The sequence below is a fragment of the Amycolatopsis sp. NBC_00348 genome, from assembly GCF_036114655.1.
Taxonomy (GTDB): Bacteria; Actinomycetota; Actinomycetes; order Mycobacteriales; family Pseudonocardiaceae; genus Amycolatopsis.
Genome location: NZ_CP107994.1, coordinates 7,508,708 through 7,528,817 on the forward strand (window position 1 = coordinate 7,508,708; position 20,110 = coordinate 7,528,817).

Here is a 20,110-nt window from a genome sequence, read left to right on the forward strand (position 1 = left end):
GCACTTTCCTGGTACGACGGCACACGCCTGTTACGAACGAGGTCACAGCGATGGACAACGGCGAAACTCCTCCGGCCGACGCGTGCTCCCTGCGCGAGGTGCTGGATCTGGTGGGCGACAAGTGGGCGGTCCGCGTCCTCGTCCGGCTCGGCGACGGCCCGCGGCGGTTCAGCGAACTGGAACGCGCCCTCGACGGCGTCTCCCGCCGGATGCTGTCCCTGACGCTGCGCGGCTTGGAGCGCAACGGCCTGGTGACGCGCAAGGTCTACCCCGAGGTCCCACCCCGGGTGGAGTACACGATGACGGCCCACGCGGCGGAGCTGGACGAGCCACTGCACGCACTCTCGGCGTGGGCGGCCAAGCACCGCTCGAAGGTGGCCGAGGCGCGGAAGGCCTACGAACTCGTGAGTGGTAATTAGGGTTCTAACCCGAATTACCACTCACGACGCGAGATGCTCCAGCAGCAGGACCTGGGCCTCGCCGACCGCGAAGCCCAGTACCGCGCCCGTGGCGATGAGGATCCATTCGTCCTGCTCGAAGGCCGGGCGCAGCAGGCGCTCGAACTCGTGCGGGGACAGCTCCTTCATCTTCGTCACCAGGACGTTGCGGATGTCCATCGCGTCCGTGGCGTAGTCCTCGATGTAGCGCATCGTCTCCGGCAGGCGGTTCATGATCTGCGACGCGATCGACAGCTTCATGTCCTGGTACTTGCGGCTGCCCACCGCGAACACCACCAGCGGCCGCGCGACCCGGCCGAGCTCGGCGTCCAGCTGGCGCTGGATCAGCGCGAGGACGCGGTCGGACAGCGGGCCGTGCAGGATCGCCTCGATGACGTTGTGCGGCGTGATGATCTCCTTGGCGATCAGCTCGCCGTACGCCTCCGCGACCTCCTTGCGCCGCTTGAGGAACAGCCCCTGCCACTCGACGCCGAAGTACTTCTTGGGCTCGATCGGGAAGAAGATCATCCGCAGCGCGAGCCAGTCGGTGAACCAGCCCGTGAACAGGCCGAACACCGGCATGATCAGCGGGAACTTGAACAGGATCCAGGCGATCATCTGGATCACGCCGATCGCGCCGCCGAACACCAGGCCCGACCGCGCGATGAACTTGAACTCCTGCGCGCCGGCCTCCTGGAAGATCCGGTTCAGCAGCCGCTTGTCCTTGACCAGGCTGGTGACCACCATGCCCTTGAGGTCGAACACACTGTCCACATCGGACTTGATCAGGTCGAGCACGGCGGCCACCATCCGCGGCGACTCGTGCTGGACGCGCTCGATCACCAGCTGCTGCACCCGCACCGGGAGCGACTCCCACAGGCCCGGCTGGTAGTGCCCGGCGACCTCGCGCACGATGTCCTCGACGCCCGCGAGCAGCGGTTTCTCGATCTCCCGGGCGATGCGGCCGGCGTCGAGGCGCGCGACGACCTCGGCCGGCTTGATCAGCTGCTCGGTCATCGTGTCGCAGGCGATGCTCGCCATCCGCGCGGCGCGCTTCGGGACGATGCCCTGCCAGCCGAAGAACGGCTTGATGCCGATGAACTCGACCGGCTGGAACATCATCCGGATGGCGACGAGCTTGGTGCCGTAGCCGATCAGGGCGGCGACGATCGGGATCGAGACGTACAGGGGCCAGTGCTGGGCGAAGTCGGCGACGATGCCGGCGAGGAACGACCCCACGGGGTCAGCCGAGACTCGGGTCGCAGGCCTGCCAGAACTCCGCGCCGAGGCGCGAGACGTGGATCGTCCGCTTGACGAACTTCGCGCGCTTGACGTGCTTCTCGGCGTCGCGCACGGTCTCGTCCGTCATCAGGATCTCGTACTGCGTCTCCAGCGACGGCACCTCTTCGTCGAGGTCGACCAGGCCGAGCCCGATCAGCCGGGTGACGTAGCCGGGCACCTGGTCGGGCAGCGAGACGCCGGCGACCTTGCCGACGGTCGACGCGTTGCGCAGCACCAGCCGGCCCGCCCCGCCGAGGCTGGTGCGCTCGGCGACGTCGATCGCGGGGAACGGCGACCCGTCGGACAGCGCCGAGAGGATGCGGGCCTCGTCCGGCGTCAGCTGGCGCAGGATGATCGCGTAGAAGTACTCGCGGGCCCGGGCGCGGCCGAAGCCGATGGAGTGGTTGAGCAGCTCGGCCATCGCGGCGCGCAGCGGCTCGGCGTGGTTGTCGCGCGCGGGCACGAGGGTGACGGTGGCCTCGATCGGCCTGCTGCCCGACACCTGCGGGCGGTTCATCGCGGACGCCGCGGTGAGCGCCGCGTGGTACGGGTCGTCGACCTCGTCGAGCCGCCGACGCAGCTCGCCCAGCAGCTGGCGTTCCACCTGCCGCACCCCGCGTTCGGCGGTCTCCACGCCGGGCAGCCGGCGGGTGAACGCGAAGCCGGTGCGCGCGGCCCAGCCGGCCAGCTGGCCGGCGCGGCGGGCCAGGTCGGCCACCTCGTCGCCGGTGCCCCGGCCGTTCGGTCGCTCTGCGTTCACGGGCGGACTCCCCTCTGCTTACGCGGTGATGCTACCTGTGAGTAGGCCGAATGGTCGTGTGACTACCAGCATCCTTCGGGGGCCCGGGTGGCGGAGCCCCCGGCTCGGGGCGAAGCCCCGGACAGCAGCGCATGATGTGGCCATGAATCCTTGGGGTCCGCCGATCGACGTCCTCCCGTATTTCGCGAAGGAGGAGCAGTCGCTGATGACGCTGCTCAGCGCGCTGACTCCCGAGGACTGGACGCGGCCGACGATGTGCACCGGCTGGTCGGTCAAGGACATCGCGGCCCACCTGCTGGGCGACAAGGTCGGCCGCCTGTCCCGCGGCCGCGACGGCCACTCCGCCGACGGCCCGCGTCCTGGCGAGGCGTTCCCGCGGTTCATCGACCGGCTCAACGAGGAGTGGGTCGTCGCCTGCCTGCGGCTCTCGACGGACGTCCTGCTCACGATGCTGTACGAGTTCATGGGCCAGACGACCGACTACTGGGCGAAGCTCGACCTCGACGTCCTGGGTGAGCCGGTCAGCTGGGCGGGTGACGCGCCGGCACCGCGCTGGCTCGACGCGGCCCGCGACTATTCGGAGTTCTGGGTGCACCACGTGCAGCTGCGCGAGGCCCTGGAGCACACGCCGCTGGAGGCCGAGCACGCCGAGCCGATCGCCGACACGTTCGTCCGGGCGCTGCCGCACACCCTGCGCGACGTCGAGGCCCGCGTCGGCAAGCAGGTCGGCTACACGGTGACCGGCACGGGCGGCGGCAAGTGGCACGCCCGCCTGGAGCGTGACGGCTGGGTCCTCGACCGCGGCGCCCCGCCGTCGCGCACACCGCTAGCCACGGTGACGACGGACGCGGACACGTTCTGGCGGCTCTGCACCCGCAACAGCCCGGACGTCAGCCGCGTGAAGACCTCAGGCGACGAAAACGTTTGCGCGGTGGTACTCGGGATGACGTCGATCATCGTCTGAGCCGTCACTTTCACGTGAAAGTGACGTCCCCAGGTGGTCGCTTTCACGTGAAAGTGACGGGTCAACGACGTGGGCGGCGAGCCTGCTTCCGCAGCTGCAGGATGCGGGCGCCGCCGATCAGCGCGACCAGCGCCGCGCCGCCCAGGGCCGAGAACAGCATCGCGATGGCCAGCGGCAGGCTGCCTTCGGCGCCGAAGAAGTGGACCGTCGCCGGGTCGAGGTTCTGCAGGATGAACACCAGCAGCACGGTCAGCACCAGCAGGCCGGCGATCACCGCGACCCAGGTGCCGCTGATCCGCGTCGGCCGGGCCTTGCCCCGGCCCGCCGACGACGTCGTCGACGTGCCGACCCGGGTGGGCGCCGGCCGCACCGGCGTCACCTCCTCCGGGCCCGGCCGGACGTCGCCGGCACGCAGCTCGGCGGGCTCCAAGGCGCCTTCCGGCACCTCGGTTCCGGGCAGGTTCCCGGGCAGGTCGTGGTCTGCGGAGCCGGTGGGGTGGCCGGCCGCGTCCCCGCGCGCGTGCGTCATGTCTCCAGTGTCCGTCCAGCACGCGGGGACCGCTGCGTCAAACCCCCTAACGGGTGTACGCGTCGACGTCCCGGAGCACGCGGAGCGTGTTCTTCCCGGCCAGTTTGGCGCAGTCGTCGTCACTCCACCCCCGGTCGAGCAGCGCGGCGAACAACACCGGGTACTTGGACGTGTCCTCCAGCCCCTCCGGCAGCGTGCCGACGCCGTCGTAGTCGCCGCCGAGGCCGATGTGGTCGATCCCGGCCACCTCGCGGGCGTGCTCGATGTGCGCGACGACGTCGTCGACGGTCGCCTTCGGCTTGACCGGCGCGTCCCACTCCGCGACGAACTTCCCGCGCTGGGTGAGGTTGCGGTAGTCCTGCCCGGCCTCGGCCATGGCCGCCTTGAGCTGCTCGTCCCAGGCGGCGACCTTCGGCGAGATGAACGCGGGCACGAAGGTGACCATCGCGACGCCGCCGTTGCCGGGCAGCTTCGCGAGGACGTCGTCGGGGATGTTGCGCGGGTGGTCGTTGACCGCGAGGCAGGAGGAGTGGCTGAAGATCACCGGCACCGAGCTGATCTCGATCGCGGCCCGCATCGTCGACGGCGCGACGTGCGAGAGGTCGACCATCATGCCGATCTTGTTCATCTCGCGCACGACGTCGCGGCCGAACTCGGTGAGCCCGCCGTGGGCCGGCTCGTCGGTGCCCGAGTCGGCCCAGGTGGTGTTGAAGTTGTGCGTCAGCGTCATGTACCGGACGCCGAGGCGGCGCAGGCTCCGCAGCACCCCGAGCGACTCGGCGATGCTGTGCCCACCTTCGGCGCCGAGCAGCGACGCGATCCGGCCGTCGGCGAACGCGGCCTCGGCCTCGTCGGCGGTGTCGACCAGCCGGAGCCGGTCGGGGTAGCGCTCGGCGAGCTGGTGGACGACCTCGATCTGCTCCAGCACGGCGGTCACCGCGCTGTGGCCTTCGAACTCACACGGCACGTACACCGACCAGAACTGCATGCCCAGCTTCCCGTCGGCGAGCTTCGGGAAGTCGGTGTGGAGGGCGGGCTGCCGGACGGTCAGGTCGAGCGAGGCGACCGCCTCGACCGGGTTGGCGCCACCGTGCTGCCGCAGCTCCCACGGCAGGTCGTTGTGCCCGTCGGCGAGGATGACCCCGTCCAGCAGTTCGGTAGCACGCTGTAGTGCCTCGTTAGTCATCACCCGATCCTAGGGTGACGCCGTATACGCTCCGTACAATCGCTACGGCGCAAGCCACTTCGCCGCCGCGCGGACACCGTCCACAGTGACCTGATGGCCGCCGGGGTGACGATCCGTGACGACGTCGGCACCCCGCTCACGCAGCAGCCGGATCAGTTCTTCCGTGGACGCCAGCGGCGCCATCGGGTCGTGTTCGCCGCTGGCCAGGAAGATCCGCGACGCGCTCAGGTCGTGGGCCGGCGGGTCCGGCACCGGCGACATCGCCGCGAACAGCGCGGCTTCGCGCACGACCTCGGGCCGCAGCAGCGCGACGGCGGCCGCGATGTTGGCGCCGTTCGAGAAGCCCACGGCGACCAGCCGGCGGTCGCCGAAGCCGTACTTCTCCCGCGCCTCGACGACGAAGTCCGCCAGCTCATGGGCCCGCTTGACGACGTCTTCGTGGTCGAAAACGCCTTCCTCGAGCCGCCGGAACCAGCGCGCGGCGCCGTGCTCCGACACCGGCCCGGCGGGCGCCAGGGTCGTGGCACCCGGGGCCAGCTCGCGCGCCAGGCCGAGCAGGTCGTCCGGGCCGCCGCCGGTGCCGTGCAGCAGGAGCAGCACCGGCGCGTCCGGCGCGCCCTCGACGTACTTGTGCACCAGCGTCATGACAGCTCCGGGTTGTTCTCGGCAGGAAGGTTCAGCTTCGGGAGCATGTGCCGGATCTCGTCGCGGCGCGGCTCCAGCCACGGCGGCAGCTTGAGCGCGCGGCCCAGCTCCAGCAGCGGCTCGTCGATGGCGAACCCGGGCTCGTCGGTCGCGACTTCGAGCAGCGTGCCGCCCGGCTCGCGGAAGTAGATCGAGCGGAAGTACTGCCGGTCCAAAATGGACGTCACGGTGACGCCCTTGTCCACGAGCTCCTCGCGCCACGTCTTCTGCGTCGCCTCGTCGGGCGCGCGCCAGGCCACGTGGTGCACGGTGCCCGCGGCGACCAGCCCGCGCGGCGCGTCCGGCGTCACGAGGACATCGACCAGCGCGCCCGGCCCGCCGTCGCCGGCGGCGAAGCGCAGGCGGTTGCCGTCCTGGCCGGTGAAGCCGAGGCCGAGGCCGTCGGTGAGCATGCCCGCGGTGGCGTCCTCCTTGTCGACCGAGAGCGTGACCGAGTGCAGGCCGCGGACGGCGTGCTCGGCGGGCACCAGCTCGGTGTCCCACGGGTCGCGCGGGTCGCCCTGCGGGTGCGCGACGAGCGCGAGCTGCAGGCCGTCCGGGTCGCGGAAGGTCAGCGTGTCCTCGTCGTCGGCGTTGCGGACCTCGCCCGTCTCGATCTGCTGCGCGTTCAGGTGCTGCTTCCACCAGCCGATGGACGCCTCGGGCACGGAGAACGACGTGGTCGTCGCCTGGCCGGTGCCGTGGCGGCCGCTCGGCGCGTCGGGCCACGGGAAGAACGTCATCAGCGAGCCCGGCTTGCCGAAGCTGTCGCCGTAGTAGAGGTGGTAGGTGCCCGGATCGTCGAAGTTCACGGTGGTCTTCACCAGCCGCAGTCCGAGGGTCCGGAGGTAGAAGTCGGCGTTGCGCTGCGGGTCGCCGCCGATGGCGGTGACGTGGTGCAGGCCGGACGTCTTGATCGACATGGAGTGCCTCCTCTGGCCAAGGTAACCGGAGAGCCTCTCGCGCGCAAGATATATTCCGGGCAGACTCTCCGCTAGGCTGTTCGCGTGACACCCGATCCGAAGACCGACGACGACGAGATCGTCACCTGGTGGGGCCTGGTCATCGAGGGTTACCTGGCCACCCAGGACAAGCTGATGAGCGAGATCGCGGAGCGCTTCGGCCTCGCGCCCGCGTCGTTCGACATCCTGATGCGGCTGGTCCGCTCGCCCGAGCACCGGATGCCGATGACCCGCCTGGCGACCGAGGCCGCGCTGTCCAGCGGCGGCTTCACGAAGGTCGCGGACCGCCTGGTGGCGGCCGACCTGATCTGCCGCGTCCCGAGCCCGGACGACCGCCGCGTCACGTTCGCGTCGCTGACCGACCACGGACTGGAGGTGGCGAACAAGGCCCGGGCGGCGGCCGCGAACATCCTGCGCCGCATCGTCCTGACCCCGCTGGGCGACGACGCGGCCGGCCTCGCCGAGGCGATGCGGACCCTGCGGACGTTCAACGGCGAGTGAGCCGATTCAGGAAGCGGCCGGTGCCGTCCACATCGCCAGCAGCTCCAGCGCCGACGCCGCCGGGCTCGCCGGTTCCGGGCTGAACGCCACCAGCCGCTGCCCGGTCTCCCCGGGCAGGTCGAAGTGCTCGAACCGCAGGGTCAGCTCGCCGACGACGGGGTGCCGGAAGCGCTTGCTCCCGTGCGTGCGCTGCTGGACGTCCCGCCCGGCCCACCACGTCCGGAACGGCTCGCTCTTCATCATCAGCTCGCCGAGCAACGTCGCGAGCGCTTCGTCGTCGTAGTGCCGGCTGGTCGCCAGGCGCAGCGCCCCGACGATCGCCCGCGCGACCTCCGGCCAGTCAGCGAACCGCTCTTCGCCGGCCGCATCGAGGAAAGCGAAGCGGGCAAGGTTGCGCTCGCGCGGCGTCACCGCGGCGAAGTCGAAGAACAGCTGGGCGGCCAGCGGGTTCCAGGCCAGGACGTCCATCCGGTGGTTGATCACCAGCGCCGGCACGCGGTCCATCATGGCGAGCAGCTGCGTCAGCTCGGCGCGGACGCGCTCGGGCCGCGGCCGGCCCGAAGGCCGCGGGCGGGCCAGGCCATCGAGGTAACGGCGCTCGTCGACGTCGAGGCGCAGCGCGCGGCCGATCGCGCCGAGCACGGCTTCCGACGGCCTCGACGCGCGCCCCTGCTCGAGCCGGACGTAGTACTCGACGCTGATCCCGGCGAGCGCGGCGACCTCCTCCCGCCGCAGCCCGGCGACGCGACGGCGGGCGTCGGCCCGGCCGGGAGCGATCCGGGCCCGGCGCGACTTGAGGAACCGGCCCAGCTCGTTGTGCTCGCTCATCAAGCCAGTGTGCGACACCCGCGTGGTTCGAGCGTGGTCCTGCCAGTACCAGTAACGGCCGTCCGGGGGTCACGCCGGGAGCTGGCTGCCCGGATGAGGCGCCCCGAAACTGGTGCTCTGCGAAAGGACGAACATGTGTCACAGCACGGACAGCCGCCCGCCCGCGTTGCCGAACCCCGGAGAGATCACCCGGAGCGGCGCGCTCGAACTCACCTCCGCGGACGGCACGGTGTTCTCGGCCCTGGAAGCGATCCCGGCCGAGCCCACCGGCGTCCGGATCGTGCTCCTGCCGGACATCCGCGGCACGCACCCGTACTACCAAGCGCTCGCCGATCGCTTCGCGCAGGCGGGTTTCGCGACCGCGGCCATCGACTACTACGGCCGCACCGCGGGCGTCGGCGTGCGGGACGACGATTTCGAGTGGCGACGGCACCTGCCGTCGGTCCGGCCGGACGACGTCGCCGCCGACGTCGAGGCGGCGGCCGCGCACCTGGGCGAAGGACCGCTGTTCACGGTCGGCTTCTGCTTCGGCGGCGGCCAGTCCTGGCGCTTGGCCGCGAGCGACCTCGGCGTCAACGGCGTGATCGGCTTCTACGGCCTGCCGCAGCCGGCCACCGAAGTCGTCGACAACATTTCGGCGCCGCTCCTGCTGCTGCTCGCCGGCGCCGACGTCGCGACGTCACCGGCGGAGTTCGACACGTTCACGGCTCGCCTCGACCAGGCGGGGAAGCCGTACGAGCGGCAGGTGTACGAGGGCGCCCCGCACTCGTTCTTCGACGCGACCTACGCCGAGTGGCAGGACGCGTGCGACGACGCTTGGAGCCGGACGCTCGCGTTCATCGGGAAGCACCGTTGAAAAACCGGTGCTGGCCAGGGCCCCTGAGCAGGCGCACGATGGGGTGAGCGACGTCTGGGGGCCATGGGGACGCCGGTGCGGCCCACGCCAGGGCCGAAGTGGCCGCACCGGCGCTCCCCGTGGTCAAGCGCGCTCCCCGTGGTCAAGCGAGCGACGGCATCAGCTTGATCGCGTTGCCCGACAACACCCCGGTCAGCACGTCCTCGGGCCACCCCAGCCCGGCCAGCGACCGGACGTTCTTCGCCACCGACGGCACTCCCGGCCAGTCCGTGCCGAACACGAACTTCCCGGCCAGCCGGGCCAGGTCGAAGCGCTGGTAGTACTCCGGCAGCTTCTTCGGCGGCAGGCCCGCCAGGTCGAGCCAGACGTTGTCGCGGGCCAGCGCGAGGAACGCCGCGACGTCGTACCACCAGCCGCGGCCGCCGTGGGCGAACACGAACTGCAGGGCCGGGAAGTCCTCGACCACATCGGACAGCAGCTCGGGATTGCCGAAACTGGTGCGGGAACCGGGAAAGCTCGACGTTCCCGAGTGGAGGATCACCGGCACCCCGCGCTCGAGGCACAGCTGGTAGACCGGGTACAGCTCCTTGTCCGCCGGCGAGAACGCGCCGTGCACCGGGTGGAGCTTCAGCGCCACCGCACCCAGGTCCAGCTGCCGCGCGACCTCGGCCGCGGCCGGGTGGTGCAGGTACGGGTTGACGTTCGCGACCAGCCGGAACCGCTCCGGGTTGTGCTCCACCAGCGGCAGGTTGTCCTCGATGGCCTGGATTCCGGTGGCCCGCGGGCTGTACTCGCAGAACAACAGGACCCGGTCGACGCCTTCCGACTCCATCAGGTCGTCCATCGCCGCCGGGATCACCGAACCGTCGTCGGCGTACACCGACCGCCACGGGTACGCCCCGGCGAAGTCGTGCGCCCACTGCAGCCACGCGGGTTTGAGCGTCGGCAGGCGCGGTGTGTGCACGTGCGCGTCGACCACGAAGTGCCCGTCGATCACGGGCTGGGCACCACCAGCAGCGCGTCGCGGACCTGCTCGCGGATCACGTTGCGGCGGATCTTCCCGGTCGCCGTCTTCGGCAGCTCGGCCAGTTCGACCACCCCTCGGGGACGCTTGAACGCCGCGAGCCCTTCGCGGCAGAACTCGATCAGCTCTTCCGCGTCCACCGTAACCCCGGGAGCGGCCACCACGCACGCCACGGGCTTGTCGAGGCCGTCGGCGTCCGGCGCGGCGACGACCGCGACCTCGGCCACCGCCGGGTGCATCCGCAGCCGTTCCTCCACTTCGGACGGTGACACCCAGATCCCGCCCGCCTTCAGCATGTCCCCGAACCGGCCGAGGCAGCTGTACGTGCCGTCTTCGTTGCGCACGTAGCTGTCGCCGGTGCGCAGCCAGTCGCCCTGGAACACGAGCTTCGTCGCGTCGTAACGCGCCCAGTACCCGGTCGCCGTCGACGGCCCCGACACGAACAGCTCACCGGGCTGGCCGACGGCGTCGATCACCGCGCCCGCCTCGTCGCGGATCTGGACGGCGTACCCGGGAACCGGGACGCCGGTGCTGCCCGGCCGCACCGAGCCCGGCAGGTTCGACAGGAAGATGTGCAGCGCCTCGGTCGACCCGATGCCGTCGAGGATCTCCAGGCCGAAGCGCGCGCGGAAGCGTTCGAACAGCGACGCGGGCAGCGGCTCGCCCGCCGAAACGGCGTACCGCACCGAGGCGAACGAGTCGTCCGGGACGTCGCTGGCGAGCAACGCCGCGTAGAACGTCGGAACGGCGAAGAACAACGTCGGCTGCTCTTCACGAGCGCGTCGCGCGAACAACGCCGGTGTCGGCCGCGACGGCTCCAGCAGCGTCGTCCCGCCCGCGGCGAGCGGGAAGAAGCACGAGTTTCCCAGCCCGTAGGCGAAAAAGAGCTTCGGCACGGACAGGACCCGGTCGGTCGCGACGGTTCCCAGCACTTCGCGACCGTAGGTCTCGCAGACCGCCCGGATGCTCGCGTGCCGGTGCATCGCGCCCTTCGGCTGCCCCGTCGTCCCCGACGTGTACAGCCACAACGCGGGCGAGTCCGCCCACGTCCGTCCACTTCGGAACGTGCCACCCAGCTCGGACCACTTGTGCGTCCGGACGCCGAACCCGGTCGCCTCGGCGCGGTCGAGCAGGACGTCGGTGACATCGGGGGCGAGGCCGAGCGCGGTCACGGCCTGCTCGGCGAACTCACCCGAGACGCACAGCAGCCGCGCCCGCGAGTCGGCGAGCACCTTGCCCAGCTCCAGGCCGGTGACCATGGTCGACACCGGCACCGCGACGGCGCCCGCGAGCATCGCGCCGAGGATGCCGGTGAGCAGTTCGACGTCGTCGACCATGCAGAACATGACCCGCTCTTCGGGACGCACCCCCAGCCCGGTGAGCCCGGCGGCGACCCGGCGGGACTCCGCCGCCAGCTCGGCGTAGGTCAGCGAACGGCGGGGCGAGACGACCGCGATCGCGTCCGGCTGCCCGGCCGAGAGCAGGTACTCGGCCGCGTTGAACCCTGTCGCCACCCAGGCCTCCTACGTGAGGTACACGTACTCGTAGTCGAACGGCTTGCCGTTGATGCCCTGCCGCGGCGGCGCCACCCAGCTCGCGATCTTCCCCCGCTCGTACACCGGGTGCATGAGCGAGCGGACGAACGCGAGGTCCTCGGTCGTGGGCAGCCACTTGTCCTTGCCGGCCAGCCACGTCGTCTCGTCGACGATCGTCCCGTCGGGAGTGACGTGGTGGCCGGAGTTTATGCCCACATCCCGGTTGAAACCAGGGTGTGGCAACCGGAACGTGAAGTCGATCCCGGCCTCGCTGAGGATCTTGTTCCAGCGCTTCACGCCGGTCTGGCAGTCGGCGGTGTACTCGCCGCGCAGGTCGAGGTTCAGCAGCAGGATCGCCTGCAGCTCCTCGGACGTCCAGGTGCCGTCGCCGGCCGGTTTGTCCAGCGTGCGGGCGTCCTCGGTGAGCTTGTGGTCGTCCTTGCGGCGGGTCTCCTGCCAGCGGCCCTTGAGCCCGGCGGTGTAGTAGTTCGCCGCGTTCGTCGACGTCTCGCTGCCGAACAGGTCGAGCGAGACGGTGTAGTGGAAGTTGATGTAGCGCTGGATCAGCTCCAGCGGGATGCCGCCGTGCGGGCCGATGTCGCGCGTGTCGTGCTCGCGGATCAGCTCGGCGCTGCGCATGACCACGCGGTCGACGCCGGTGGTGCCGACGAACATGTGGTGCGCTTCCTCCTTCAGCATGAACTCGCAGGTGCGCGAGAGCGGGTCGAAGGAGGACTCCTTGAGCGTGCCGAGCTGGTACTTCCCGTCGCGGTCGGTGAAGTAGGTGAACATGTAGAACGCCAGCCAGTCGGCGGTTTCCTCGTTGAACGCGCCGAGGATGCGGGGCGCGTCCGGGCTGCCGGAGTTGCGCAGCAGCAGCCCTTCGGCCTCGTCCCGGCCTTCGCGGCCGAAGTAGGCGTGCAACAGGTAAACCATCGCCCACAGGTGACGGCCCTCTTCGACGTTGACCTGGAACAGGTTCCGCAGATCGTAGAGGCTCGGCGCGGTGAGGCCGAGGAGCTTCTGCTGCTCGACGGACGCCGGTTCGGTGTCGCCCTGGATGACGATCAGCCGCTGCAGGTCGGCGCGGTACTCGCCGGGCACCTGCTGCCACACGGGCTCGCCCTTGTGCTCGCCGAAGGAGATCCGCCGGTCGGGGTCGCGCTCGGCGAGGAAAATGCCCCAGCGGTAGTCCGGCACGTTGACGTGGTCGAAGTGCGCCCAGCCCTCGCGGCCCACGCTGATCGCGGTCCGCAGGTAGACGCCCTGGGTTTCGAGCGTCGGGCCCATCTCGCCCCACCAGTGCATGAACTTCGGCTGCCAGCCCTCCAACGCGCGCTGCAGCCGGCGGTCGTCGGCGAGGCTGACGTTGTTGGGGATCTTGGCGTCGTAGTCGATTTTCTCGGGCATGAGCGCTAGACCCGCTTCCTGTCGAAGACGGCCTTCTGACCAGTACCGTATCGGCGCAGCGCGCCTTCCGGTCCGGATGCGTTCGGCCGGGTGAAAATCCAGTTCTGCCAAGCCGCCAAGCGGCCGAAGATCTTGGTCTCGATGGTCTCCGGGCCGACGAACCGGTGGTTGGCCTCCATGCCGGTCAGCGCATCCGGGCTGAGCGACGCCCGGCCCTCCAGCGCGATCCGGATCTCGTCCTCCCAGTCGAGGTCGTCCGGCGCGTCGGTGACCAGGCCGAGTTCGACGGCTTCCGCGGCGCTGAGGTCGTGGTCCTTCTCCCGCGCGAGCCACGCGAGGTGGTCGTCGTCGCCGTAGAAGCGCGTCTGCAGTCGGGTCAGGCCGTTGCCCATGGGGAACGCGCCGAAGTTGGCCTCGGTCAGCCGGATCGACGCGCGGGCGTCGCTGTCTTCGTCGTCGATCGGCGGCCCGTCGAGGATGTACTGCCGGTCCGCGGCCAGCGCGACCTCCAGCAGCGCGCCGGCGAAGCAGCTGCCGGGCTCGATGAGCGCGATCAGGCTGCGGCTGGTGACGTCGAGGCGTTTGAGCGTGCGCTTGAAGTAGTGCGTGATCTCGTTGGCCAGCCAGTCCTTCCCGCCGAGGACGGCCTGCTCGTGCGCGACCACCTTCGCCGGGTCGCCCTGGCTCCGCAGGATCCAGGTGCCGGCTTCGACCTCGTTGGTGCGCAGCCGCAGGATGGCGTCGTCCAGCTCGCGCGTCATGGCGAGGAACCAGCCGTTCGCACCCTCTTCGTGCAGGTCACCGGGGTCGTTCCCGGGGCCCTTGATGGTGATGGTGGCCTGGTCCTTTTCGACTTCGACGTCGACGTAGCGGTGTTCGAGCGGCGTCAGCTCGATGCCGCCCTCGCCGGTCCGGCCGGACTCGCGCGCGATCTCCCGGGCCCGCTGCAGCACGGTCTCGCGGAACCCCTGACGCGGCACCAGCTCGTCGACCAGCCGCCAGTCGACGGCCGTCTTGCCCTTGACGCCGTCCGAGCGCGTCGCGAAGACGTCGGCGAGGTCGCGCCGGACGCGCCGCTTGTCGACCACGCGCGTCAGCCCGCCGGTGCCGGGCAGCACGCCCAGCAGCGGCACCTCCGGCAGCGCGACGGTCGAGGAGTTGTCGTCGATCAGCAGAATCTTTTCGCAGGCCAGCGCGATCTCGTACCCACCGCCGGCGCACGTCCCGTTGACCGCGGCCACGTAGGTCTGGCCGGAGTGCGCGGTCGCGTCCTCCATGCCGTTGCGGGTCTCGTTGGTGAACTTGCAGAAGTTCACCTTCCAGTGGTGCTCGGACGCGGCGAGCATCCGGATGTTCGCGCCGGCGCAGAACACCTTGTCCTTCGCGCTGGTCACGATGACCACGCGGACCTCGGGGTGCTCGAACCGCAGCCGCTGGGTGGCGTCGTACAGCTCGATGTCGACGCCCAGGTCGTAGGAGTTGAGCTTGAGCTCGTAGCCCGGGACCAGCCCGCCCTGCTCGTCGACGTCCAGCTCGAGCCAGGCCACCTCCCCGTCGAGGCTGAGCCGCCAGTGGCGGTACTCGTCCGGACGGCGGCCGAAGTCAACCGGTGTGGTGGTGGTCACCCCTCCGATTGTCTACACGAATTCTGCGAACGTCAATGTTGTGTAGAAACTTGATCTCGCAAGGTCACCCGGTTGAGCGTCGCCCAGGCCCAGATGAGGAAGACCCAGAGCGCCAGGCCGGCCGCGGAGTCCGTGAAGATCGTGGCGAACCAGAACGCCGGGATCTGCGGCACGCCCGTCAGGAAGTGGCCCAGGGTGATCATCCCGGCCAGCGAGTAGACGAGCAAGAACGCCAGCGCTCGCGGGTAGCGCCCCCGCGTGTAGGCGCGGTAGCCGAGGTAGCCGAACGTCGTGAAGAGCACCCAGCCGAACGCCACGACGACGCCCGCCACCACCGCCGGGATGCCGGGCAGCTGCGGGTAGTCCGCGACGCGGATCGTGTTGTGCGTGTAGTGCAGCGTGGTGCTGAGCAGGGAGAAGCCGAGGATCACGCGAAGCGGCGTCAGCCCCTTCTCCTGAAGAACGTCCATCACGGGCCCCCAGAGTCGACTAGATAGATCGCTCTAGCGAAAGTACCGCGACCGGTCGTGAGTGGCAATGAGGGTTCTAACCCGCATCACCACTCACGACCCCTGCTCAGACCAGGTCGATGCGGTGCTGCGTCACCGGGTAGCCCGCCTTCGCGAAGGCCTTCGCCATCGGGATGTTCGGGACGTCGGTGGCCGCGACGATCCGGTCGGCGCCCTGCGCGACCAGGTCGTGCGTGGCCTCGACCAGCAGGTCGTACGCGTAACCGTGCCCCCGCTGCCCAGGCACCACGGCGATGTAACCGACCACCGGGTCGTAGTGGTTGCGGCTCGGCAACGCGAAGCCGACCAAGTCGCCTTCGCGCGTGTACGCGAGCCGCCACCAGTCCCGCGGCGCCGGCATCCACCGCATGATGTCGAGGTCCTCCTGCGCGGCGGCCTCGACACCCTGCTCGGCCACGACGCGGCGGACGTGCGCGTCGAGGCTGTCCGCGTTGACCTTGCGGAAGACGTCGAGGATGACGTCGTCGTCCGGTTCGGGCCGGAATTCGAGCCGTCCGGGCCGCTCCGGCAGGCCGTTTTCCGGCGTCCAGCAGTACCGGTAGCGCTCGACGAGCTTGCGGTAGCCCGCCTTCTCCGCCGCTTCGACGCGGATGGTCACCTCGTGGGCGACGTCCGGGTCGTCCTGCCACGCGGGCGGCGTGGTCAGGGAGTACTCCGCCCGGAACGGCGCCGTCGTCAGCAACTGCACGGCGGCGTCGAGGTCGGTGAAGTCGAACCAGTCGAGCGCGATCGGCTCTTCGTCGTCCGGCCCGGCCCACCAGGCGGCCCGCGCCACGACGACGCCGTCGCGCAGCGCGACCCACGACCAGCCGGGCCGGTACTCGCCTCGGAGCGCCATCTCGGCGTAGTCCTTGCCGAGCAGCTTGCGGCCGACGAGACCGCGGTCGGGCAAGGACGTGAACAGTGTTTCTTCGCCCGCTTCGAGCGGGCGCACGACCAGATCGGTCATGGAAATCCTTCCGGGAGTACGCGCGCGCTCCCGGTCTACGGACTGGGCACCCTCGTTGCGAGGTGGGAGCGCGTGATCGGTTGCGTGATCATCGGACCCACCTCCTTTCGCTGGTCAAGGGTGCGAGGCAGAACCTACGGGCCGCCCGCGTCGGGCGTCAACGGATTTTCTGCAGCACAGTCCGCGTGCTCAGCCTGGGCTCGGCGTAGGAGTGCGACGCCTCGAGGACGTACTCGCCGGCGATGTGCTGCCAGCCGTCGCGCCAGGTCGAGACCGAGCGCGGCGCGATCGCGATCTCGGCGTCCACCGCCTCGCCCGGGCCGGCTTCGACGCTCGCGAAGCCGGCGAGCCAGCGGTGCGGGCGGTCGCCGCGTTCGGTCGGGACCAGGTAGAGCTGGACGACTTCGCGGCCCTTGCGCGTCCCGGTGTTGCGGAGGCGGACGCGCACCTTCGCGCCGCCTTCGTCGTCCGGGAAGACGTCGAGCTCGTCGTAGGACCAGGTCGTGTAGCCGCGGCCGTGGCCGAACCAGTAGGCGGGCTGCTTCTCGGAACGGGCCCACGCGCTGTAGCCGATGTAGACGCCTTCTTCGTACGGCAGCACGCTTTCCTCGGGCGTCACGCGGGTGACGGGGGCGTCTTCGAGCTTGGCCGGCCAGGTCGTCGGCAGCCGTCCGCCGGGCTCTTCGCGGCCGAAGAGGACGTCGGCGAGCGCGTCGCCACCGGCCTGGCCGGGGAACCAGGTGAGCAGCACCGCGGCGACGTCGTCGCGCCACGGCAGCTCGACCGGCGAACCGGCGTTGACGACGACCACGGTGTTCGGGTTGGCCCGCGCGACGCGCGTGACGAGCTCGTCCTGCCTGCCCGGCAACGCCAGGGACGTCCGGTCGAACCCCTCGCTCTCGACCTCCGCGGTGGTGCCGACCACGACGATCGCGACGTCGGACTTCCCGGCCAGCGCAACGGCTTCGTCGAGCGCGGCGTCCGGGTCGAGCACCGGGCCGCGGTGCCCGAGCGCGAAGGTGACCCAGGCGAAGGTGCCGCGCGCGAACTCCGCCATCTCCGACGGGATCCAGTAGGTCAGGCTGACGTCGACCGGCTCGCCCGCGGTCAGTTCGACGTCCCGCCGCTGCTCGATGACCTGCATGATCGACGTGAAGACGTCACCGCCTTCGGGCAGGTTGACGCCGTCGAAGAGGGTCTGCCCGCCGACGACGAGGCGGAGGTCGCCGGGGCCGGTGAGGCCGAAGGTGTGCGTGCCGGTGGTCTCCGGGAAGAACGTGCCGTCGATCTCGACGCTCGCGAGCGTGGCCAGGTCGAGGCCGGCCGGCAGCTCGCCGATCCAGTCGATTCTCGCCTCTCGCAACGGAAATTCAGCCAATCGGGTGCCATCGGCGGCTTTGGCGGTCGCGCGGAGCCGGAAATTGTCGGTGGCCGGCGGTAGCGTCGTTCGCGGATCGGCACCGATGGCGTAAGTGAGTTCGGTGCCAACGGGAACGGCCTTGCGGAGGCCGTCGAGAGGGGAGACCACGTGGTCGGGAAACACGGTGGCACTGCCGCCGCCGAGGATCTTCGGGTCCGCGGCCAGCGCGCCGATCAGGGCGATGCGCTTTGGTTCACGCAGCGGAAGCGCGCCGGTTTCGTTGCTGAGCAACACGAACGACCGGTGCGCGATCTCGCGCGCGACCGCTTCACCGTCCATAGTGGAGTCCTGTCTTGCCGGGCTTTCGCCGAGCGCGCCGGTCCGGTGGGCCAGCAGGAGCACGCGGCGGACCATGTCGTCGACGACGTCCGGATCGACCTCACCGCCGCGCACGGCCTCGGCGAGCCGGTCGCCGAACACGGTGCGCGGGCCCGGCATCGCGACGTCGAGCCCGCCGTTGGCGGACGCCACGGTGTCGCGCGCGGCCAGCCAGTCGGAGACGACGAAGCCGTCGAAGCCCCACTCGTCGCGCAGCACGCCGTTGAGCAGTCCGGCGTGCTGGGTCATCGTGATGCCGTTGACGCTGTTGTAAGCGGCCATGATCCCCCACGGCTTCACGCGCCGGACGATGAGTTCGAACGGCGCGAGGTAGAGCTCGCGCAGCGCGCGTTCGCCGACGCGGACGTCGGCGGTGAAGCGTTCGGTCTCGAAGTCGTTGGCGACGAAGTGCTTGACCGTGACGCCGACCCCGCCGTCCTGCACGCCGGTGACGTAACCGGCGCCGACCATCCCGGTGAGGAGGGGATCTTCGGAGTAGCACTCGAAGTGCCGGCCGCCCAGCGGTGAGCGCTGGAGGTTGACCGTGGGTGCGAGGAGCACGTGCACGCCCTTGCGGCGGGCCTCCTGCGCGAGCAGCCGCCCGGCGCGCACGGCCAGGCGCGGATCCCAGGCGGCGGCCAGCGCCGTCGGGCTGGGCAGGGTGACGGACGGGTCGTCCGGGCTCCACCGCACCCCGCGGACGCCGACCGGGCCGTCGGAGAGGACGAGCGACCGGAGCCCGATCTCCGGCCGGGCGGGCAGGCTCCAGACGTCCTGGCCGGCGAGCAGGCTCGCCTTGGCGTCCAGGTCGAGTTCGTCCAGCAGCGCGTCGACGTCGAAGCTCATGCCGCCCCTTCCGGAGGTCCTGCTGTCACCCTACCTGGCGCCGAGTAGTGAAAGTTACGCTTCCGTGACAGGTTGTCCCGTAGGCTCGGGATCATGACCCGGGCCAGGGGCGCCGACCGCCGCACGAGCATCGTCCGTGCCGCGTTCGACGTGATAGCCGAGCGCGGTTACCGGGCCACGTCCCTGGCCGCGGTGGCCGACCGGGTGGGCCTGACCCAGCAGGGCTTGATGCACTACTTCCCGACGAAGGAAGACCTGCTCACGGCGGTCCTGGAGACCCGCGACGAGTGGGACCTGCTCCATTTCGGCCGCGACTCGTCGGCCATGACGGTGAACCAGCTGGCGGACTTGGTCGACTACAACGCGACCCGCAAGGGGATAGTCCAGACGTACACGGTCCTGGCCGCGGACAGCGTCACGGACGGCCACCCGGCGAGGTCGTACTTCCAGGACCGCTACACCCGGGTCCGCGCCGGAATGACGGAGATGCTCGAGCGCCACCGCGACGAGCTACCCCCGGGATCGACACCGGAACAACTGGCCCCCTTGGCAATAGCAGTCCTGGACGGCCTGCAACTGCAGTGGCTGCTGGCCCCGGAGGAGGTCGACATGTCGGCAGGCTTCCGCACGTTCCTGACCCTGCTGGGCATCAAACCGGACTGACCCACACAACGGCGGCGTTCGGTACGCCCGACGCCACATCGGGCACCATCCCCGGCCAACAACGCAGGCTCCCCCACCCGCCAGCCCCGGGCCGGCCGCCGCGGCCACCACTCGATCAGCGGCACTCCACCGGAGCAGCCGCCACCCGCTGCCACCCTCGCCCCCCGTGCGACATTCCGCCCACCACAACCACTCCCGCCCGCCCGCCCGCCCGCCCGCCCGCCGCGAAGCATCCACCCGGCCAGACGAGCCACACCCCCAGCGCAGCTCGCCCAGCCGACACCTCACAACCGCGGCCGCGCCGTCAGCTCCCGCAGCCGCCACAACATCCGCAGCGTCACAACCGCGGCCCCACCGCCAACTCCCGCAGCCGCCGCAACGTTCGCAGCGTCACCTCCAGGTCCTCCTCCGGCACCTCCGCCGCCAGCTCCTCCGCCCACTCGACCTGCGCCGCGCCCAGCTCGGCCATCGCCGCCTTCGCGCGTCGCGTCAGCACCAGCAACGGCGCCCGCGCGTCCCCGGGATTCGGCGAGCGTTCCAGCATTCCGTTGCGCAGCAAGCGGTTCACCGTCTCCTGCACACTCTGCCGCCGCAACCCTCGCCGTCGCGCGACGTCCGCGGCGGTCGCCGCGCCGTCCTCCAGGAAGCCCAGCACCTGCCACTGCGCCGCCGTCAGGCCGACCGGCGAGGTCAGCGCGTCGCCCGCGGCCAGGAAGCCGCCGTTGCACGCGAAGACCGCGTCGATCACCCGGGTGAACGTCTCGGCTCGCGGGGAACGCATGCGTGCTAGCCTCGCACATCG

General features: G+C 70.5%; 20 protein-coding genes. 5 read left to right on the forward strand and 15 right to left on the reverse strand.

Annotation, left to right across the window (positions count from 1 at the left end):
- The first annotated feature begins 50 nt into the window (after positions 1 to 50).
- On the forward strand, positions 51 to 419 hold the full coding sequence (locus OHS58_RS32935; RefSeq protein WP_326944771.1) for a winged helix-turn-helix transcriptional regulator: 369 nt from the start codon (positions 51 to 53) through the stop codon (positions 417 to 419).
- 21 nt (positions 420 to 440) lie between these two features.
- Here the strand turns inward: OHS58_RS32935 and OHS58_RS32940 are convergent, their stop codons facing one another.
- Positions 441 to 1,676 carry a DUF445 domain-containing protein gene (locus OHS58_RS32940; protein WP_326944772.1) on the reverse strand — a complete coding sequence of 412 codons (1,236 nt, stop codon included), beginning with the start codon at positions 1,674 to 1,676 and terminating at the stop codon, positions 441 to 443.
- Positions 1,677 to 1,680: 4 nt separating this feature from the next.
- Positions 1,681 to 2,478 (reverse strand): Abi-alpha family protein, encoded by a 798-nt coding sequence (locus OHS58_RS32945; RefSeq protein WP_328645076.1) that lies wholly within the window; start codon positions 2,476 to 2,478, stop codon positions 1,681 to 1,683.
- 142 nt (positions 2,479 to 2,620) lie between these two features.
- Here OHS58_RS32945 and OHS58_RS32950 point away from each other — a divergent pair, with 142 nt between their 5' ends.
- On the forward strand, positions 2,621 to 3,442 hold the full coding sequence (locus tag OHS58_RS32950; RefSeq protein WP_328645077.1) for a maleylpyruvate isomerase family mycothiol-dependent enzyme: 822 nt from the start codon (positions 2,621 to 2,623) through the stop codon (positions 3,440 to 3,442).
- Positions 3,443 to 3,503: 61 nt separating this feature from the next.
- On the opposite strand, the gene OHS58_RS32955 is transcribed toward OHS58_RS32950, so the two are convergent.
- The 4 genes from OHS58_RS32955 to OHS58_RS32970 are packed head-to-tail and all read right to left on the reverse strand — an operon-like array spanning position 3,504 to position 6,764.
- Positions 3,504 to 3,971 (reverse strand): LapA family protein, encoded by a 468-nt coding sequence (locus OHS58_RS32955; RefSeq protein WP_328645078.1) that lies wholly within the window; start codon positions 3,969 to 3,971, stop codon positions 3,504 to 3,506.
- Between the two features lie 46 nt (positions 3,972 to 4,017).
- Entirely contained in the window at positions 4,018 to 5,157 is a 1,140-nt protein-coding gene (locus OHS58_RS32960; protein WP_328645079.1) for a dipeptidase, read from the reverse strand.
- A gap of 42 nt (positions 5,158 to 5,199) precedes the next feature.
- The gene (locus OHS58_RS32965; protein WP_328645080.1) at positions 5,200 to 5,802 is read right to left on the reverse strand and encodes an alpha/beta hydrolase; all 603 of its coding nucleotides are present in this window, start codon (positions 5,800 to 5,802) and stop codon (positions 5,200 to 5,202) included.
- Entirely contained in the window at positions 5,799 to 6,764 is a 966-nt protein-coding gene (locus OHS58_RS32970; protein ID WP_328645081.1) for a ring-cleaving dioxygenase, read from the reverse strand. The genes OHS58_RS32965 and OHS58_RS32970 overlap by 4 nt, the downstream gene beginning before the upstream one ends.
- 84 nt (positions 6,765 to 6,848) lie before the next feature.
- Between OHS58_RS32970 and OHS58_RS32975 the strand changes: the two genes are divergently transcribed.
- The gene (locus OHS58_RS32975; RefSeq protein WP_328645082.1) at positions 6,849 to 7,304 is read left to right on the forward strand and encodes a MarR family winged helix-turn-helix transcriptional regulator; all 456 of its coding nucleotides are present in this window, start codon (positions 6,849 to 6,851) and stop codon (positions 7,302 to 7,304) included.
- A gap of 6 nt (positions 7,305 to 7,310) precedes the next feature.
- Here OHS58_RS32975 and OHS58_RS32980 read toward each other — a convergent pair whose 3' ends face one another.
- Positions 7,311 to 8,132 (reverse strand): helix-turn-helix transcriptional regulator, encoded by an 822-nt coding sequence (locus OHS58_RS32980; protein WP_328645083.1) that lies wholly within the window; start codon positions 8,130 to 8,132, stop codon positions 7,311 to 7,313.
- A gap of 133 nt (positions 8,133 to 8,265) precedes the next feature.
- Between OHS58_RS32980 and OHS58_RS32985 the strand changes: the two genes are divergently transcribed.
- Complete coding sequence (locus OHS58_RS32985; RefSeq protein WP_328645084.1) at positions 8,266 to 8,988, forward strand: dienelactone hydrolase family protein; 723 nt, start codon at positions 8,266 to 8,268, stop codon at positions 8,986 to 8,988.
- A 142-nt stretch (positions 8,989 to 9,130) separates the two neighbouring features.
- Here OHS58_RS32985 and OHS58_RS32990 read toward each other — a convergent pair whose 3' ends face one another.
- The 7 genes from OHS58_RS32990 to OHS58_RS33020 all read right to left on the reverse strand — a co-directional run bounded on the left by OHS58_RS32990 (position 9,131) and on the right by OHS58_RS33020 (position 18,645).
- The gene (locus OHS58_RS32990) at positions 9,131 to 9,985 is read right to left on the reverse strand and encodes an amidohydrolase family protein (protein ID WP_326957143.1); all 855 of its coding nucleotides are present in this window, start codon (positions 9,983 to 9,985) and stop codon (positions 9,131 to 9,133) included.
- Complete coding sequence (locus OHS58_RS32995) at positions 9,982 to 11,526, reverse strand: benzoate-CoA ligase family protein (RefSeq protein WP_328645085.1); 1,545 nt, start codon at positions 11,524 to 11,526, stop codon at positions 9,982 to 9,984. Before OHS58_RS32995 ends, OHS58_RS32990 begins: the two co-directional genes overlap by 4 nt.
- Before the next feature lie 9 nt (positions 11,527 to 11,535).
- On the reverse strand, positions 11,536 to 12,957 hold the full coding sequence (boxB, locus tag OHS58_RS33000; protein WP_247058646.1) for a benzoyl-CoA 2,3-epoxidase subunit BoxB: 1,422 nt from the start codon (positions 12,955 to 12,957) through the stop codon (positions 11,536 to 11,538).
- A gap of 5 nt (positions 12,958 to 12,962) precedes the next feature.
- Positions 12,963 to 14,582 (reverse strand): 2,3-epoxybenzoyl-CoA dihydrolase, encoded by a 1,620-nt coding sequence (gene boxC / locus OHS58_RS33005; RefSeq protein WP_328645086.1) that lies wholly within the window; start codon positions 14,580 to 14,582, stop codon positions 12,963 to 12,965.
- A gap of 32 nt (positions 14,583 to 14,614) precedes the next feature.
- Positions 14,615 to 15,052, reverse strand: a complete 438-nt coding sequence (locus OHS58_RS33010; RefSeq protein ID WP_326944786.1) for a hypothetical protein — start codon at positions 15,050 to 15,052, stop codon at positions 14,615 to 14,617.
- A gap of 106 nt (positions 15,053 to 15,158) precedes the next feature.
- Positions 15,159 to 16,061, reverse strand: a complete 903-nt coding sequence (locus OHS58_RS33015; RefSeq protein ID WP_328645087.1) for a GNAT family N-acetyltransferase — start codon at positions 16,059 to 16,061, stop codon at positions 15,159 to 15,161.
- Between the two features lie 157 nt (positions 16,062 to 16,218).
- Positions 16,219 to 18,645: a beta-glucosidase H gene (locus tag OHS58_RS33020; RefSeq protein ID WP_328645088.1), complete on the reverse strand. Its 2,427-nt coding sequence runs from the start codon at positions 18,643 to 18,645 to the stop codon at positions 16,219 to 16,221.
- 93 nt (positions 18,646 to 18,738) lie between these two features.
- On the opposite strand from OHS58_RS33020, the gene OHS58_RS33025 reads away from it, so the two are divergent.
- Positions 18,739 to 19,308: a TetR/AcrR family transcriptional regulator gene (locus tag OHS58_RS33025; RefSeq protein WP_326944789.1), complete on the forward strand. Its 570-nt coding sequence runs from the start codon at positions 18,739 to 18,741 to the stop codon at positions 19,306 to 19,308.
- Between the two features lie 337 nt (positions 19,309 to 19,645).
- Here the strand turns inward: OHS58_RS33025 and OHS58_RS33030 are convergent, their stop codons facing one another.
- On the reverse strand, positions 19,646 to 20,089 hold the full coding sequence (locus tag OHS58_RS33030; RefSeq protein WP_326944790.1) for a MarR family winged helix-turn-helix transcriptional regulator: 444 nt from the start codon (positions 20,087 to 20,089) through the stop codon (positions 19,646 to 19,648).
- Between the last annotated feature and the right edge of the window lie 21 nt (positions 20,090 to 20,110).